The sequence below is a fragment of the Streptomyces sp. NPDC090127 genome (genome assembly GCF_044746945.1).
Lineage (GTDB): Bacteria > Actinomycetota > Actinomycetes > Streptomycetales > Streptomycetaceae > Streptomyces.
The window spans coordinates 1-16,422 of sequence record NZ_JBIVDE010000012.1 but is presented as its reverse complement, the minus strand read 5'-3'; the positions used below and the strand labels follow the sequence as shown (position 1 = coordinate 16,422).

Sequence of the window (16,422 nt, the reverse complement as noted above, 5' to 3'; positions counted from 1 at the left end):
CACCCCGATTACCCGGACCACCCCGGCCACCCCGACCATCAGGCTTCGAGGACCAGGCACCCAGGCCGGACATCGAGCCCCACGGCCTGCACCCCGAAAATCGAACGTCGCCCAATCCGCCCGCGTATCGGCTGCGAAGTACGGGTGAAGCGCCGCCGACCGACGGCGTGTCGAGTGGCGGGAGTGCCGTGGTGGAACAGCGGAAAGTGGCCGTGGTCGGCTCGGGCGTGGCGGGGCTGACCTCCGCCCACATCCTGTCCGCCTCGTACGAGGTCACCCTCTACGAGGCGGACGACCGGCTCGGTGGCCACGCCCACACCCGTGAACTGGCCGGCCCCGACGGTCGGTCGGTCGCCGTGGACTCGGGGTTCATCGTGCACAACGACCGCACCTACCCCACCCTGCTCCGGCTGTTCCGGGAGCTGGGAATCGGCACGCAGGACGCCGAGATGAGCATGTCGGTGCGGTGCGACGGCTGCGGTCTGGAGTACGCGGGCGCCCGCGGCCCGACGGGGCTCTTCGCCTCCCGAGCCGCCCTGCGCGGCCGCTACCTGCGGCTGCTGGCCGAGGTCCCGGCCTTCCACCGCGGCGCCCGGCGCCTCCTCGCCCGAGGCGCGCACACCGGCGTCACGTTCGGCGACTTCCTGCGCGAGGGCGGGTTCTCCCCCTACTTCGTCAGCCACTTCGCCCTCCCTCTGGTCTCGGCGGTGTGGTCCTGTCCCGCCCGCACCGCCCTGTCCTATCCGGCCGCCTACCTGTTCACCTTCCTTGACCACCACGGCCTGCTCTCCGTCACGGGCTCCCCGCAGTGGAAGACCGTCACCGGCGGCTCGGCCGCCTACGTCGGCGCCGTCGCCAAGAACATCCAGCGAGTCCGTACCTCCAGCCCGGTAGCCGCCGTACGGCGCACCGACCGCGGCGCGTCGATCACGACCCCCGACGGCGCCACCGAGGCGTACGGGGCCGTCGTGATCGCCACGCACCCCGACCAGGCGCTGCGCCTGCTCGCGGACCCCACCGACGACGAGAGACGGCTCCTGGGAGCCTTCACGTACGCGCACAACCCCACCGTGCTCCACACCGACGCCCGGATCCTGCCCCGCTCACCGCGCGCCCGCGCCTCCTGGAACTACCGCATGACCGGCTGCGACCCCTCGGCCGAACCCGTCCGCGTCAGCTACGACATGCAGCGCCTCCAGCGCCTGCCCGCCGACGCCGGTTACGTCGTCACCCTGGGCGGCGAGGACGGCATCGCCGCGGACCGCGTGGTCGAGCGGATGGTCTACGCGCACCCGGTGTACACCCCCGCCTCGGTCGCGGCGCAGCGGGAGCTGCCCCGTCTCAACACCGGCGTGACCGCCTACGCCGGGGCCTGGCACGGCTGGGGCTTCCACGAGGACGGCTGCCGCTCCGGCGCCGATGCCGCCCGGTCCCTGGGGGTGCGCTGGTGACCCGCGCCGAACGAACCGCCCTCTCCACCGCGTCCGTTACAGCCGGGGCGTCCGGTACGCCGACCACCGCGTCCGGTACACCGACCACCGCACCCGTGACACCCGCCCCGTCCGGTACGCCGACCACATCCGCTGCGCCGTCCGCCCTGTCCGGTACGCCCGCCGCGCCCCCCGCCGCGCTGTACGAGTGCGTGGTCGCCCATGCCCGTCGTACGCCGCTGCGCCACGCCTTCCGACACCGCACCTACCTGTGGTTCGTGGACCTCGACCGGCTGCCGGTGCTGCCCCGGCCGGTCCGTCCGCTGGCCCGCTTCGACGCCCGCGACCACTTCACCGGCGGCGCCGGATCCATCCGTGCCGGCCTCGACGCCTTCCTCGCCGACCACGGCATCGACCTGGGCGGCGGGCGCGTGGTGATGCTGGCCAACGCCCGGGTGTTCGGGTTCGTCTTCAACCCGCTCAGCGTGTACTGGTGCCACGACTCCTCCGGCGCCCCGGTGTGCGTGGTGGCCGAGGTGCACAACACCTACGGGCAGCGCCACTGCTATCTGCTGCGGACGGACGACTCCGGCGAGGCGGAGGTGGACAAGGAGTTCTACGTCTCGCCGTTCTTCGCGGTCGAGGGTCGCTACCGGATGCGGCTGCCGCTGCCCGGCGAACGCCTGCACCTGACCGTCCACCTCCAGAACGAGGAGGGCCGGGCGTTCACCGCCGTCGTCCGCGGCCGCCGCAGGCCCGCCACCGTGGCCGCCCTGCTGTCCGCCGCCGTCCGCAGGCCCTGGTCCACCGCCGCCGTCTGGGCCGGCATCCGCCGCCACGGCATCCACCTGCTGCTGCGCGGCCTGCCCGTACACCCCCGCCCCCGATCCACCCCGCAGGAAGGCATGCTGCCGTGACCCGTCCCGCCACCACGTCCCAGGGCCGTGTCCGGCCCACCGGCCGCGCCGTCGGGATCCCCCCGCAGCCGCGGCCGGCCCTCGTCCCCGGCCCCTCCGCACCCGCCGCACCCGCCACACCCACCGTCCGTCGTACGGACGTCGACACCGACCGCTGGCCCGACGTGGCCCGACCACCGTCCGGAGGGCCCGTCCGCACCGCCGTGGCCAGGCACCTGGTCGGCCGCGCCCTGACCCGGCTGGACCTGACGGGTCCGACAACCCCCGCCGCCATCGGAACCCCAGCCGTCGGGACCCCCGCCTCCGCCACCCCCGCCACCCCCGGCCCCGCGCTGACCGTCCACGACCCCGACGCGTTCCACCGGCGCATCGGGCGGCACGGCCTGATCGGATTCGGCGAGTCGTACATGGCCGGGGAATGGGACAGCGACGACTTGCCCGGCGTGCTGACCGTCCTCGCCGAGCACGTCGACGACCTGGTCCCCGCCCCGCTGCGCGGACTCCGCCGCCTCTGGGTGTCCGCCCGCCCCGTCGGCGACCGCAACACCCGCGCCGGAGCCCGCGCCAACATCCAGCGCCACTACGACCTGTCCAACGACCTGTTCGCGGCGTTCCTCGACCCCACCCTCACCTACTCCTCCGCCGAGTTCGCCGCCTTTCCCGCCCGGTTCGACTCCCTGGCCTCCGCCCAGCACCGCAAGATCGACCGGCTCCTCGACCTCGCCCGGGTCGGTGACGGCACACGGCTGCTGGAGATCGGCACCGGCTGGGGCGAACTCGCCCTGCGCGCCGCCGCCCGCGGCGCCCGGGTGACCACCCTGACCCTCTCCGCCGAACAGGCCGCCCTCGCCCGCGACCGCATCGCGGCGGCCGGAATGGCCGACCGGGTCGAGGTCCAGCTGCGCGACTACCGCGACGCCGAAGGCCGCCACGACGCCGTGATCAGCGTCGAGATGATCGAGGCGGTGGGCGCCGCGTACTGGACCTCGTACTTCGCCGCGCTGCGCCGCGCCCTCGCCCCCGGCGGCAGGATCGCCCTCCAGGCCATCACCATGGGCCACCGTCAGATGCTCCACACGGCCGCCACCCACACCTGGATCAGCAAGTACGTCTTCCCCGGCGGCCTCATCCCGTCTCGCCGGGCCATCGCCGAGCACGCCACCGCCGCAGGGCTCACGACCGTCGCCGACCACGGCTACGGCGAGCACTACGCGGAAACCCTCCGGCTGTGGCGGGAGAGGTTCACCGCCCAGGGGCAGAGCGTCACCGGCCTCGGCTTCGACACCGTCTTCCAGCGCATGTGGGAGTTCTACCTCGCCTACTCGGAGGCCGGATTCCGCTCCCGCTACCTCGACGTACGCCAGCTGCTCCTCACCGAAGGGACCCGCCGATGAGGTCCGCCGCCGACCGTCTCGCCGAACTCCTCGGCCACGTCCTCCCCGGCCCCCTGCCCGTACGCGTCCGCGCCTGGGACGGCAGCCAGGCCGGCCCGCCGGACGCCCCCCTCGTCGTGCTCCGCGCCCCCGACGCCCTGCGCCGCGTGCTGTGGCAGCCGAACGAGCTCGGCCTCGCCGAGGCGTACGTCACCGGCGACCTCGACGTCGACGGCGACCTCGCCCACGCCCTGTCCCGGGCCGGCCGCGCCGTCCGCGACCGGCCGGCGGGACGGCCCCGGCCGGCCTCCCTGGCCGCGGCCGCCGCCCTCGCCGTACGGCTGGGCGCGGCCGGACCGCCTCCCCGGCGCCCCCACGGGCGCGCGCGCCTGACCGGGCCCCTGCACAGCGCCTCGCGGGACCGGCTCGCGATCAGCCATCACTACGACCTGTCCAACGCGTTCTACCGGCTCCTGCTCGACCCTACGATGGCGTACTCCTGCGGCTACTGGCAGCGGCCCGACGACCCCGCGTACACGCTGGCCGACGCCCAGCAGGACAAACTCGAACTGATCTGCCGCAAACTCGGGCTGCGCCCAGGAGACCGGCTGCTCGACGTCGGCTGCGGCTGGGGCTCCCTCACTCTGCACGCCGCCAGGGAACACAAGGCGCGCGTCACCGCGGTCACCCTGTCCCGCGCCCAGCACGACGTCGTCGTCGAGCGCGCCGCACGCGAGGGAGTGGCCGACCTCGTCGACGTCCGGCTGTGCCACTGGCGCCACATCGACGGCGGGGGCCACGACGCGGCGGCCGCGGTCGAGATGGGCGAACACGTCGGCGACGCCGAGTACCCCGCCTTCGCCGCGAAGCTGCACGACGCGCTGCGCCCCGAGGGCCGGCTCCTGATCCAGCAGATGTCCCGGGGCGCCCACGCGCCCGGCGGAGGCGCCTTCATCGAGACGTACATCGCCCCCGACATGCACATGCGTCCCATCGGCCGGACCGTGGACCTGCTGGAGGACGCCGGTCTCGAGGTCCGCTCCACCGAGTCCCTCCGCGAGCACTACACGGCGACCATCGACGCCTGGCGCGCCAACCTCGAAGACCGGTGGGGCGACGTCGAGAAGCTCGTCGGAGAGACCACCGGCCGGGTGTGGCGCCTGTACCTCGCGGGAGCCTCGAACGCCTTCGCCGAACGCCGCATGGGCGTCGACCAGATCCTCGCCGTACGGGCCACCCGCGACGGCGGGTCGGCCATGCCGGCCACCCCCGCCGACTGGTACGCCCCGGGACGCCCGTCATGAACGGCACCGACGGGGGAACCCTCGCCCTCCACCTCGCCGTCACCGCGGCCACCGCGGCGGCGGTCCTGCTCGTCACCTTCGCCGTCGCCGTACGCCGCGGGCTGCACCGCATCGTCGACATCGCCTGGGGCATCGCCTTCAGCGCCGTCGCCTTCGTCACCTGGCTGCTGTCCGCCGGCGACGGCGACGACGGCCGGCGCCTGCTCGTCGTCGCCGCGACCGTCGTCTGGGGCCTGCGGCTCTCCGCGCACATCGCCCGCCGTTCCCGCGGCCACGGCGAGGACCCGCGCTACACCGCCCTCCTCGACAAGGCCCCCGGCAACCGCACCTGGTACGCCCTGCGCACGGTCTACCTCGGCCAGGCCGCCCTGGTCTGGCTGATCTCCCTGCCCGTCCAGAGCGCAGCCCACAGCGCCGAACCCCTCGGCGTCCTCGCCTTCTGCGGGATCGCGGTCTGGGCGCTCGGGCTCGGCTTCGAGGCCGTGGGCGACCACCAGCTGGCCCGCTTCAAGGCGGATCCGGCCAACCGGGGGCGGATCATGGACCGGGGCCTGTGGGCCTGGACCCGGCATCCCAACTACTTCGGGGACAGCCTCGTCTGGTGGGGCCTCTACCTGCTCGCCTGCACCAGCCGGCAGTCGGCCCTCGCCGTCCTGGTCTCCCCGGTCCTCATGACCCTGCTGCTGACGGTCGGCAGCGGAAAACGCCTCCTGGAGAAGCACATGGCCGACCGACCCGGCTACGCCGCGTACGCCGCGCGCACCAGCGGCTTCCTGCCGCTCCCGCCCGGCCGTGACCGCGCCGCGCGGCGGCGGCCGTGATGCCGGCGACGCCGGACGAGCAGGGCGCGGCGGCCGGCGCCCCGGCCTTGATCCGCGTGCCCGGCGGCCGGCCACCGCACGGGGCGCGGGCCGCCGTCCTGCTCCTGCACGGCGGCCGCGCGGACGGCGTGGAGCCGCCGCCCCGGCTGAACCTGCCGGGGCGGCGCATGCGGCCCTTCGAGGCCGCTGTCGTCCGTGCCGTCAGGGACGAGCCCGTCCTGGTCGCCCGCGTCCGCTACCTCCACCGCGGCTGGAACGGGCCCCACGCCCATCCGGTCGCCGACGCCCGACGCGCCCTGGACGAGCTGCGCGCGCTCACCGGCCCGGTCCCCGTCGTGCTCGTCGGCCACTCCCTCGGCGGCCGGGCCGCGCTCCGCGCCGCGGCGGACCCCCAGGTCACCGGGGTGGTCGCGCTCGCCCCCTGGTGCCCGCCCGGCGAACCCACCGGCCATCTGGACGGCCGCACGGTCGTCGCCCTCCACGACGAGGACGACCGCGTCACCTCCGCCGCGGACACCTGGTCGTACCTCGGCCGCGCCCGGCAAGCGGGCGCCCGCACGTCGGGGATCGCCATGCCCGCAGGCGGCCACACCATGATCCGCGACGCGCGCCGGTGGCACCGTCTCACCGCGGAGGCCACCGTGGCGCTCCTCGGGTCGGCTCTCTGTCCCACGGAGTCTCCGGGGCGCGCTCAGACCGGGGCGGCGTCGGGCGCGGGGGAGCCGGGGTGGGCGGCGTGCCGGGGGCCGGTGAAGTAGTGCGCGTCCTTGGGGCGGGCCGGGTCGTGGGCGGCGGGGGCGGGGGTCTCCGTCAGGTGGGGGATGTACTTGGAGCAGTGGATGTAGGCCTCCTCGACGCTCAGACGCACCCACAGCTCAGGGCCGCGCCCCGGCGCGACGTCGGTCGGCAGGCCCGGGTGGAGCGCGCGCAGGTCGGTGTCGGTGTACAGGACCGCCACGCCGTTGACGTGCAGGCCGACACGGTCGTGGGTGAAGTCCACGAACAACATGCCGAGGTGCGGGTTCTCCGTGATGTTGCCGGTGCTCGCGAGCACGCCGTTGCCCCGGAACTCCGGGTAGGCCACGGTGTGTTCGTCGATCACGTGGACGAACCCCGGCGGCCCCGCCCGGAAACTCGCGTCGCACTCTCCCCGCGAGTCGGAGGTGGCCAGGAAGACCATGGACTGGCGGCCGATGAACTCCCGCATCTGCGGTGTGAGGCAGGGACGTACCTGCTGGTCGTAGAACCGGTGGGCGCGTTCGGAGGTGCCCAGCTGCTGCTGCAGGAGGTGTTCACCGGCTGATCCGAAGGGCGTCGGGCGCGAAGTCACGTGGTCTTCTCCTGGCAGGGAGGAAAGGGGAGGGGAGGGGAGGTACGACAACGGGGGTGGAGCGGCCGGTGGTCCCTCAGGGGGTGGCCAGGACGGGGGTGTCGAACGGGTCGTAGTGGATACGGTCCGCCGACGTACCGCCGAGCGCGAGCGTCTCCCTGGCCGACGTGACCATCGCGGCCGGACCGCTGAGGAAGACGTCGTGCTGGTACCAGGGTCCGTACTCGGTCAGGACCTCGGGCAGCGACCCCCGGATCCCGGGGATGTACTCGTCGGAGACGGCGGCCCTGACCGTCAGCCAGTGATGACGCTGCGCCATACGCAGCATGTCGTCCACCCCGTACAGCTCGGCACCGGTGCGGGCGCCGAGGAAGAGGCTCACCTGGTGCCGGCCGCCGCGGCGCGCGACCTCTTCGACCAGCGCGCGGATGGGGGCGAGGCCGGTGCCGCCGGCCACACAGAGCAGGTCGCCGTGGACGGCCGCGTCCAGCACCATGTCGCCCATCGGGGCGCCCAGTTGGACGACATCGCCCACCGCGGCCCGGTGCACCAGCGCCTGGCTGACCGTGCCACCGGGGACCGCCCGTACGTGGAAGGTGAGGGTGCCGTCCTCGCGGGGCGCGTTGGCGGGCGAGTAGTAGCGCCACTGCCGGGGGTGCCAGGGCGTGACGATGCTGGCGTACTGACCGGCGGCGTACGCGTAGGGCATGTGGGGCTGCACGGTGACCTCGGCGATGCCGGGCCCGCGGTGGGCGAGGTGCACGATGGTGGCGGGCCAGAGCGCGGGCCGTACGGTCGCGTCCTCCTCCGCGGCGCTGATCATGACGTCGGCGACCGCTCCGTACGCCTTGGTCCACGCGGCGGCGATCTCCTGGGTCCAGGCGGGGCCGGCGTAGCGGGCCAGTGAGGCGAGGAGGCATTCGCCGACGGCGGGGAAGTGTGCCGGGAGAGTTCCGAACTTACGGTGGTCACGCCCGAGGTGTCCGCAGAAGCGGACGAGCTTCTCCGGATCGTCGACCAGGTCGACGATGCGCAGCAGCGCGCGCAGCAGGCGGTCGCGTTGGGCGTCCAGCCCCGGCGGGAACATCGACCGCACCTCGGGGTAGCGGGCGAAGAGGATCGCGTAGAAATAGACCGTCATGTCCGCGGCGAGGGGCTCGACGACCGCGACGGAGGCGCGGATGAGCGCTGTCTCGTGGTCCGACAACGGCGCTTCGACGGTCTCCGGCTCGACGGTGTACCCGGCGGGCGCGGCGGGGGTCTGCTCTTCCGGCTGTGGGGTCTCGGGCGCGCCGCCCGCGCGTCTTATGCGGAATCTCAAGGGACCAGAGCTCCGCTGCCCGGTATTCGAGACGGCCGGTCCGGGAGGGGGCGAAGGGCAGCCGCAGGGGTGTCGACGCGGCGGCCCCGACGGGCGCTACGGGTGGTGACGTGACTGGCAGGCATGGGTCCTCGGGCGGGGCGGGAGCACGGAAGCGGATTCGGCAGCTCCGGACGCTACCCGATCACCGAGGTGACTCAGAAGTAGCCAACGGACCTAGGCCTGGCTCCGGACCCAGCCGGCCGGCCCCTGCTTCCGCCCTCGCCCGCCCCCGCGAGGGGGCCTCGGCCCCGGCTCGTCAGCTGGCGACGGCGGTGGCCCAGAGGGGGGCGAGGGCGGAGCGCGTCATTCTGTCGTCACGGCGGCGCAGGGGGAGGGGGTCCTCCTCGGCGGGCGCGTGGAGGATCTCGGACTGGAGGCGCTGCAGGTCCTCCGAGGGCTCCAGGCCCAGTTCGTCGTGGAGGATGCGATGGAGGTTCCGGTAGGCCTGGAGGGCTTCGCCCCGGCGGCCCGCCCGGTGGAGCGTGACGATGAGCTGGCCGTGGAACCACTCGTGGAGCGGGTATTCGTTGACCAGGGTCCGCAGGTCCGGGAGGAGTTCGCGCTGTCTGCCGAGACGGCTCTCGGTCTCGACGCGCAGCTCCAGGGCGCGTATGCGGAGCTCCTCCACGCGCGCGATGCGGCCGGCGAGCACACAGCCGACCGGTACGTTGCTGAGCACCGGTCCGCGCCAGAGGGCGAGCGCCCGCTGCAGCTTCACCGAGGCGCTCTCGAAGGCGCCCTCGCTGAAGTCGGCCTGGGCTTCCCGGATATGGCGTTCGAAGACGCTGACGTCGACCTCGTCCTCGCGCAGCTGGATCGCGTACCCCGGTGCCTTGGTGACCAGGAGGTTGCGGCCCGGGGCGACGGCGTTCGCGTCCACCAGCATCTTGCGCGCGTGGTAGACGTGGGTCTGCAGGGTGCGCAGGGCGCTGCGCGGAGGGTTTCCGCCCCACAGCTCCAGGATGAGCGAGTCCGTGGCGGCCGCCTCGCCGGGCTGGAGCGCCAGCAGTGCCAGCATCTGGCAGATCTTCGGTGCATTCGGTGCGTATTCCCTGCCGTCATCGGTGATGATCCCGAAGGGACCGATGAGGTTGAACTGCACTGCACACACTCCTGTTCCGCGCGTCCGCGCGCGACTCGATCGGAGGACATCCCCGTCCCCGGCATGCCCGGGCCGCCGGGAGGTGTCCAACTGCCAGTGGGTTGCTGCGTCGTGCGACGTGACGGCTGACCCCGCGAGGCTCACGTTCCGGTAGGGGCGCACCGGGACGGAGGCCGGGTCACCTCGGTCGAGACCTGAGGTTGCTGACCGGAGTCGGATTCCATGGCTCCCCCTTGTATGCGCGGACGAGCGGCGACCGGGGACGTACTCCGTACGATCCCGGCACCGAACAAGTATCTCGATACAAAGAAACCATTCATCCGGTTCTTTGTATAGGGGTTTTTGGGGGAGCCCCGGCTTCTCCCGGTCGCGCCACGGATGGCGAATGGATCGCCAATTTCGCAGGTCAGGCAGATGATTTCCACGCCGGATCGCCCGCCGGCCCCGCCCTGACGGGCGGGCATAAACATACCGGCAGTCCAGTTTTCGTCGACGCGGGAGCAGCGGGAGCGGGCAGGGGCGGGCGGCCGACCCTGCGCGCGACCCCGTTTCAGCGGGACTCCACCGGCTCCTTCAGCGGCTCGCAGGCCTGCTCGCCCGCCTGCTCGCCCGCCTGTTCCCTCGCCTGCTTCAGCAGCCGCTCCGCCCGGTCGGGAGAGGTGTCCAGTCTGCCCAGGACGCCCGGTACCGCGATGCTCGGCAGCAGATGGTCGAAGAGGTTCGCGATCTCCTTCGACAGGTCGAGCCCGTCGGGCACCGATTCCGTCAGCAGCTGGACGCCGGTCCACGCGCCGACGGCCAGCCGCGCCGTCGTCCCGGGATCGACATGGGCCAGCATCTCGCCCCGCTCCTTGGCCTCGCTCAGGATGGAGGTGCCGAGTTCGATCCAGTCCGGCCAGCGGGTGCCGAACAGGCCGCGCGCCTTGGGGTCGACGGACAGCCGCACCGAGGCGCTGAGCAGCGGCTCCCTGGGCAGCCGGTAGGCGAGTACGAGACCCAGGTCCACCCACTCCTGGAGCTTGAAGGTCTGCGGCAGGACGCCGTCGGCGGTGACCGCCTCGGCGAGCACTCCGCGCGCCAGCTCCTCCTTCGACGTGAAGTGGAAGTACAGGGCGCCGCGCGTCAGGTTGGCCCGCTCCACGATGGCGGCGATGGACGCGGCGTCGTACCCGTGTTCGTTGAAGACGTGCGCGGCGGCCTCCAGGAAGCTCCTGCGCGTCCGGATCGCCCGCTCCTGCTTCGGTTCCTGTCTGGCCAATTCATCACCCGCGTCAAGTAATTTTGTCATCTCTTGAAAAAGACCGGAGAGCCGGTATCTTAACAGGAGTTGCGGACGATCAGCTGTCCCGTTGTCGCCACGTCCATGGGGGAAACCGTGCCTGAGGCAACCACGTACGCACATGCGCAGCGAGGCACACGGGGGGTGCCAAAGGAATTCGTCCACCTTCACGACGAGTCGTCTGTCGTGATCACCGGGTGGGACCGTTGTGACGACGCCTTCTTCACACTGACCGCCCAATGGCCGGCGACGGCGGTCGAAGGCCCCTGCGATCCGCGCGTTCTCGCTCAGACCGTCCGGCAGAGCGGGCTCTTGATAACCCACGCCGAATACAGCATTCCGCTTTCTCATCAGACTCTGCTCTACGACTTCAACTACACCGTCCACCCGGATTTCCGGGTCTCGCCCGCCGAGCCGACCGACTTGGACATCGAGATCCGCACCACCGAGACCCGGCGGAGCGGCCGCGTCATCAGTGCGCTGCGCATGGACATCCACATTCTCCGCGAGGGCGCCACCGTCGCCCGGGCCGACTGCGAGTTCGGCTGGGTCTCCCCGGCCGCCTACCGCCGGCTGCGCGGCGAGCACCACACCGTGGACTGGGGCAGCTGGCCCGTGCCGGCGCCCGTCGAGCCGCACACGGTCGGGCGCACCGACCCGGCGGACGTCCTCCTCGCGGTCGGTGACCGGCCCGGTCGCTGGCAGCTGCGCAACGACATCGGCAACAGACTGCTCTTCGACCACGCGGTCGACCACGTCCCCGGCCTCGTCCTGATCGAGGCAGCCCACCAGGCCGCCCATGCCGCGGCCGCACCCGCGCACTTCGTGCCCGTCGATCTCGCCACCACCTACGAGCGGTACGTCGAGTTCGACGAGCCCTGCTGGCTCGAGACCGAACTGATCCCCTTCCCCGCCTCGGGCCGCCTCACCGTCCGGGTCAACGGGATACAAGGGGGTCGGAGGGTCTTCAGGGTCGACCTGAGCGGTGTCACCACCCGTTAGAGCGGAGACGGCGGGCGCTCGCACGAGGACGCCCCGCGCACTCCAGGCAGGCACGCAGGGCGCGCCCGCCCCAGGGACCGTGCAGGACGCGCGACCCACGGCGACCACGCCGGATGCGCACCCCGGGGGTGCGCATCCCGCGTGTCACTGGTTGACGAATCCGCCGTCCACCGGCAGCACCGTGCCCGTGAGGAACGGGCAGCGGTCGCTCAGCAGCCACGCCGCCGCGGCCGCGATCTCCTCCGGGTCCGCGGTCCGGCCCTGCGGGGTCAGCGAGTTGACCAGATCCTCGAGGCCGGGGTTGCGGCCGAACCAGTCGGCGGTGATCTCGCTGCGCGTCGTACCGGGAGCCACCGCGTTCACCCTGATGCCCTGCTGGGCGTACTCGTCCGCGGCGGCCCGGGTGAAGCCCACGACCGCGTGCTTGGAGGCGATGTAGGGAGCGGCGGTGGGGATCGCCACCAGGCCGCCCACACTGCTGTTGTTCACGATGCTTCCGCCGCCGTTCTCGAGCATCGCGGCGATCTCGTGGCGGAGGCAGTTCCACAGCCCGCGGACATTCGCGTCCATGATCGTGTCGTACACGTCGTCCGACATCAGGTGCAGCGGCGTGCGGTCGCCGCCGATGCCCGCGTTGTTGAAGGCCGAGTCCAGACGACCGTACGTGGAGACCGCGAACTCCACCGCCCGGGAGACGCTCTGGGCGTCCGTCACGTCGGTCACGACGTAGGAGGCCTCGGCCCCCTTGTCCCGCAGGGTGTCGACCAGCTCCGCCAGTCGCTCCTCCCGGCGGGCGGCCAGCACGACCGTCGCCCCCTCCTGGGTGAACACCTTCGCTGCTGCCGCGCCGATGCCGCTGCTCGCACCTGTGACGAGGACGACCTTGCCGGGGAGGAGACCACTGTTCATGGGTCGCAGTCTAGAACGCACGTACGGCTGACCGGTGACCGGTCTCCCTCGGTCATCTCCCGTGCAGAAACGGCCTGTTGGGAGCGGCGGGCGGGTGGCCGGCTCAGCCCGTCGAACCAGGGCGGGTCGGGCCGGCCGGCCGTCCGGCGCGGGCGTGAGGCGCGGTGGGCTGCCACCACCTGCCGTCGACTGCGCGAGCGGCGTGGACGATCTGCTCAGCCCTTCGTTCAGGGCCGCCACGAAGCTGTGGCCGATGAACTGCGGCCAGACCCCGTCCTCGGATCGTCGTTGCGCATCCTCGCCGATTCCCTTGCGCACAGCGCGACCACATCCCCTGCTCCCACTATTCGGATACACCACGTACGTGCCGGAACGCCCCGTTGAAGAAGAGCAGACCGGACGTGTCCGAACCGATTCCGGCGGCGACCACATTCCCGAGGAATATGGAATGGTCGCCCGAGTCGTGCACCTCGGTGAGCTCGCACTCCAGCCAGCCCAGCGCACCCCGCAACAGGGGAGCCCGGGTGTACCGGCCCGGCTCCCAGTCGACCCCTTCGAACTGCTCGGGACCCAGCGGCCGCTTCTTGTCGGCGAAGTAGCGCGCCAGCTTCTCCTGTTCGGCGCCGAGCACGGAGACGCCGAAGCGGCGCTCGGCCAGGATCGCCTTGTGCATCACGGCGCTGTGCGACACACAGCACAGGACCGTCGGCGGATCCAGGGACACCGAGCTGAACGCGTTGGCCGTCATGCCGTGGATGTGGTCGCCGCCGGCGCTCAGGACGATCACACCGGTGGCGAAGCGCGACATCGTCTCGCGCAGCGACGACGGCTCACCCAGGGGGATTCGGTCGGTCGTTTCCTCGGTGGACACAGAGCTCATGCCGAACCCTTCCGGAGATTCATGAGACGAACATAAGGGGAGGGCACCCGCGGCCGCTCACCACGAGGTAATCAGGTGCCCCAGGGAGAATTTCTGGTCAGTGAGCGGGCTCCCGGTCCGCTCTGTTGCTCATCTGCCGGACGATCAGCCATTCGTTCCCGATGAGTTGCCACACCACGAGCTCGTTCGTGCGCTCCTCGTGCACCGAGCCGTCGGGCAGCGTCACCGTCGTGACCGCGACCCCGGAGTCGAGGATGAGGTCGTGGTGGACGGCCACCCGCGGCTCCCCGAGCGCCCGCCACGTGAGCGCGCCGCCCGCGGCCCGTACCTCGTCGAGGAGAGCGCCGAGATGGGCGGCGATGGCCTCCCGTCCCACGATCGGCCCGCTGTGCCGATCGACGAAGAGCAGGGCGTCGGGCGCGAAGCCCGCTGCCAGGGCGGCCGCGTCGCCCTCGGCCATGGCGCGCGCGACCTCGCCCTCCATACGGGACATCAGGCGTCGCGCCTCGCTCGTACTCAGGCCTGTGCCCCTCCCCACGGTCACGCCTCGACCAACTGGGGCGCGGGCGCGAAGTGGCCGACCTCGACGAAGAACGCGACGTACTTCCTGAAGAGTTCCTCCGTCAGCTCCGGGCACTCGATGCCGGTTCCCTCGAGCGCCGCGTCCGTCTCACTCGTGTCGAACGGCGGATAGAAGGCGTCCGTGTCCGAGACCATGATGTCGAAGGCGTGGAGCAGCGGCGTCATCACGTTCTCCCGGTCCGCCCGCACCGCCGCGCTCCACGACGCGTGATCGCTCTCCGCCAACTCGTACCCGAGAGAGCGCAGATACGTCGCGCACGTACGCAGACTCAGCGAACTCCTGTTGTAGAGGTGGAAGGTACGGCCGGCCGACCCGGTGCGCCGGGACAGCGCGACGACGGCCGCACTGACGTAGTCCACCGGCAGCATGTGGAACCGCCCGCCGTCCACGTCGGGAACAGCCCCGGCCTGGAGCAGCCCCTTGAGGCTCAGCCAGACGAAGTCCCGCGTCTGGCAGGCACCGTTGCGCTGGTCCCCGGACACGACGTCGACGCGGTAGACGGACACGGGCAGACCCCGGTCCCTCGCCAGGCCGATGACCTGCTCGGCCACCCACTTGCTCTGCGTGTACCCACTGGGCAGCGCCTCACCGGGGCCCGTCGGGTCGGTGACCTTCGCCGCCCCACCGTGCGCCGCGCCGCCGGCGAAGACGCCGACCGTCGACACATAGTGGACCGGCACCGTGCGGTGGAGCGCCGCGAGCCGCAGCACCTCCTGCGTCCCCCCAACGTTGGCCGGCTTCAGGTCCGCGTACGGTCGCAGCCAGTGGACGGTCGCGCCGTTGTGGTAGACGACGTCGACGGTACGCGCCAGGTCGTCGAACACCTCCTCGGCGAGGCCGAGACGCGGCAACGACAGGTCACCGACGTGGACCTTGATCCGCTCGGACTCGCCCTCCATCTCGTCCCACACCCGGTACCAGGCGAGGCTGTCGCGCAGCCGCTGCCACGCCTCCGCCCCGTCGGCGCCGCGGACGAGGCAGTGGACCGTGGCCCGCGTCGTACGCAGCAGGTCACGCAGGAGGAAGGCCCCCAGGAAACCGCTCGCGCCCGTCAACAGGACGTGCCGAGGATCCTCGGACGTGCGGGCGGCGGCTGCGGGGCTGAACCCTTCCGAGGGCCGGATGCTCTCGTCGAGACGGACCTCCGCCGAGAAGTCCACCTTCCGCGTCTCGGGTGTCGCCGGCTCGTCCTGCCCCGTCCCGGGGGTCAGCTGCGCCAGTAGCTCCGCGTGGAGATACGCCGCCAGGGAGACCGGATCCGGGTGGTCGAAGACCAGGGTCGCCGGGAGCCTGCTCCCGGTGAACTCGCTCAGCTGATTACGCAGTTCCACCGAGGTCAGCGAGTCGAATCCGAGGGAGCCGAACGGCTGGTCGGCATCGATACGGCTGGTGTCGGGATGGCCGAGCACCTCCGCCATCTCCGCCAACAGCCGTTCGCGGACGAACGGAAGCTGTTCGTCGGCCGGCAGGCCCGCCACGTACTCGGCGGCCGAGGCCGAACCCGTACCGGTATTCGTGTTGCGGGCCTTGCGGCGGTACGGAGTACGCACCAGGGCACCGAGCACCGCGGGCGGCCTGCCCGGCTGGGCACGCAGGGCGGCGATGTCCAGGGGCGTCGCCACCGTCGTGGCCCGGCCCAGCCGCATCACGGTGTCGAGCAGGGCGGGCCCCTGGTCGGACTCGACGGGCCGGAAACCGGCCTTGGCCATGCGCTGGAGATCCGCCTCCCCCAGCTGCCCCGTCATGCCGGTGGCCTGCGCCCACAGGCCCCAGGCGACGGAGGTCGCGGGCAGGCCCTGGGCGGCGCGGTGCTCGGCGAGGGCGTCGAGGAAGACGTTGGCCGCCGCGTAGTTGGACTGGCCGGGACCGCCGATGACTCCGGCGAGGGAGGAGAACAGGACGAACGCGGAGACGGTGGGGATGGTCCGGGTCAGCTCGTGCAGGTACCAGGCCGCGTCCACCTTGGGCCGCAGGACCGCTGCCAGCCGCTCGGGCGTGAGCGAGGAGACGAGCCCGTCGTCCAGGACGCCCGCCGCGTGGATGACGGTGGTGAGGGGGTGGTCGGTGGGGATGGTGTTGAGGGTGGTGGTGAGGGCGGTTCGGTCGGTGGTGTCGAGGGCGGTGATGGT

The 16,422-nt window shown here is 72.2% G+C and carries 15 protein-coding genes; 7 read left to right on the top strand and 8 right to left on the bottom strand.

The features are described from left to right. Positions 1 to 191: 191 nt before the first annotated feature. From ACIPPS_RS31635 to ACIPPS_RS31610, 6 genes are all read left to right on the top strand, one after another. Positions 192 to 1,451 carry an NAD(P)/FAD-dependent oxidoreductase gene (locus tag ACIPPS_RS31635; protein ID WP_401439311.1) on the top strand — a complete coding sequence of 420 codons (1,260 nt, stop codon included), beginning with the start codon at positions 192 to 194 and terminating at the stop codon, positions 1,449 to 1,451. 146 nt (positions 1,452 to 1,597) lie between these two features. After that, a complete protein-coding gene (locus tag ACIPPS_RS31630; protein ID WP_401439447.1) occupies positions 1,598 to 2,347 on the top strand; it encodes a DUF1365 domain-containing protein in 750 nt (249 codons plus the stop codon). Further along, positions 2,344 to 3,741 (top strand): class I SAM-dependent methyltransferase, encoded by a 1,398-nt coding sequence (locus ACIPPS_RS31625; RefSeq protein ID WP_401439309.1) that lies wholly within the window; start codon positions 2,344 to 2,346, stop codon positions 3,739 to 3,741. Before ACIPPS_RS31630 ends, ACIPPS_RS31625 begins: the two co-directional genes overlap by 4 nt. Beyond that, positions 3,738 to 5,024, top strand: coding sequence for a class I SAM-dependent methyltransferase (locus tag ACIPPS_RS31620; protein WP_401439306.1), 1,287 nt, complete (start codon positions 3,738 to 3,740; stop codon positions 5,022 to 5,024). Before ACIPPS_RS31625 ends, ACIPPS_RS31620 begins: the two co-directional genes overlap by 4 nt. After that, on the top strand, positions 5,021 to 5,845 hold the full coding sequence (locus tag ACIPPS_RS31615; RefSeq protein WP_401439303.1) for a DUF1295 domain-containing protein: 825 nt from the start codon (positions 5,021 to 5,023) through the stop codon (positions 5,843 to 5,845). The genes ACIPPS_RS31620 and ACIPPS_RS31615 overlap by 4 nt, the downstream gene beginning before the upstream one ends. After that, positions 5,845 to 6,603, top strand: a complete 759-nt coding sequence (locus ACIPPS_RS31610; protein WP_401439301.1) for an alpha/beta fold hydrolase — start codon at positions 5,845 to 5,847, stop codon at positions 6,601 to 6,603. The genes ACIPPS_RS31615 and ACIPPS_RS31610 overlap by 1 nt, the downstream gene beginning before the upstream one ends. Here the strand turns inward: ACIPPS_RS31610 and ACIPPS_RS31605 are convergent. From ACIPPS_RS31605 to ACIPPS_RS31590, 4 genes are all read right to left on the bottom strand, one after another. Then, a complete protein-coding gene (locus tag ACIPPS_RS31605) occupies positions 6,537 to 7,175 on the bottom strand; it encodes a pyridoxamine 5'-phosphate oxidase family protein (RefSeq protein WP_401439298.1) in 639 nt (212 codons plus the stop codon). The genes ACIPPS_RS31610 and ACIPPS_RS31605 overlap by 67 nt on opposite strands. A gap of 76 nt (positions 7,176 to 7,251) precedes the next feature. Next, positions 7,252 to 8,496: a globin domain-containing protein gene (locus ACIPPS_RS31600; RefSeq protein ID WP_401439295.1), complete on the bottom strand. Its 1,245-nt coding sequence runs from the start codon at positions 8,494 to 8,496 to the stop codon at positions 7,252 to 7,254. Between the two features lie 298 nt (positions 8,497 to 8,794). Beyond that, entirely contained in the window at positions 8,795 to 9,640 is an 846-nt protein-coding gene (locus tag ACIPPS_RS31595) for a BTAD domain-containing putative transcriptional regulator (protein ID WP_401439293.1), read from the bottom strand. A 550-nt stretch (positions 9,641 to 10,190) separates the two neighbouring features. Then, positions 10,191 to 10,898: a ScbR family autoregulator-binding transcription factor gene (locus ACIPPS_RS31590; RefSeq protein WP_401439291.1), complete on the bottom strand. Its 708-nt coding sequence runs from the start codon at positions 10,896 to 10,898 to the stop codon at positions 10,191 to 10,193. Between the two features lie 105 nt (positions 10,899 to 11,003). On the opposite strand from ACIPPS_RS31590, the gene ACIPPS_RS31585 reads away from it, so the two are divergent. Then, positions 11,004 to 11,921 carry a ScbA/BarX family gamma-butyrolactone biosynthesis protein gene (locus ACIPPS_RS31585; RefSeq protein WP_401439289.1) on the top strand — a complete coding sequence of 306 codons (918 nt, stop codon included), beginning with the start codon at positions 11,004 to 11,006 and terminating at the stop codon, positions 11,919 to 11,921. A gap of 144 nt (positions 11,922 to 12,065) precedes the next feature. Here the strand turns inward: ACIPPS_RS31585 and ACIPPS_RS31580 are convergent, their stop codons facing one another. From ACIPPS_RS31580 to ACIPPS_RS31565, 4 genes are all read right to left on the bottom strand, one after another. After that, positions 12,066 to 12,830: an SDR family NAD(P)-dependent oxidoreductase gene (locus ACIPPS_RS31580; RefSeq protein WP_401439286.1), complete on the bottom strand. Its 765-nt coding sequence runs from the start codon at positions 12,828 to 12,830 to the stop codon at positions 12,066 to 12,068. A gap of 343 nt (positions 12,831 to 13,173) precedes the next feature. Further along, on the bottom strand, positions 13,174 to 13,710 hold the full coding sequence (locus ACIPPS_RS31575; RefSeq protein WP_401439283.1) for a flavin reductase family protein: 537 nt from the start codon (positions 13,708 to 13,710) through the stop codon (positions 13,174 to 13,176). Positions 13,711 to 13,807: 97 nt separating this feature from the next. Then, positions 13,808 to 14,203, bottom strand: coding sequence for a DUF4440 domain-containing protein (locus tag ACIPPS_RS31570; RefSeq protein WP_401439280.1), 396 nt, complete (start codon positions 14,201 to 14,203; stop codon positions 13,808 to 13,810). A 47-nt stretch (positions 14,204 to 14,250) separates the two neighbouring features. Continuing rightward, a partial coding sequence (locus ACIPPS_RS31565; RefSeq protein WP_401439277.1) for a thioester reductase domain-containing protein occupies positions 14,251 to 16,422 on the bottom strand: 2,172 nt, incomplete at its 5' end.

Bases quoted from the DNA above. Each gene is read 5' to 3' on its own strand.
- ACIPPS_RS31615 (WP_401439303.1), top strand. From the start codon at position 5,021: ATGAACGGCACCGACGGGGGAACCCTCGCCCTCCACCTCGCCGTCACC.
- ACIPPS_RS31620 (WP_401439306.1), top strand. From the start codon at position 3,738: ATGAGGTCCGCCGCCGACCGTCTCGCCGAACTCCTCGGCCACGTCCTC.
- ACIPPS_RS31570 (WP_401439280.1), bottom strand. From the start codon at position 14,203: ATGTCCCGTATGGAGGGCGAGGTCGCGCGCGCCATGGCCGAGGGCGAC.
- ACIPPS_RS31610 (WP_401439301.1), top strand. From the start codon at position 5,845: ATGCCGGCGACGCCGGACGAGCAGGGCGCGGCGGCCGGCGCCCCGGCC.
- ACIPPS_RS31580 (WP_401439286.1), bottom strand. From the start codon at position 12,830: ATGAACAGTGGTCTCCTCCCCGGCAAGGTCGTCCTCGTCACAGGTGCG.
- ACIPPS_RS31575 (WP_401439283.1), bottom strand. From the start codon at position 13,710: ATGAGCTCTGTGTCCACCGAGGAAACGACCGACCGAATCCCCCTGGGT.
- ACIPPS_RS31585 (WP_401439289.1), top strand. From the start codon at position 11,004: ATGGGGGAAACCGTGCCTGAGGCAACCACGTACGCACATGCGCAGCGA.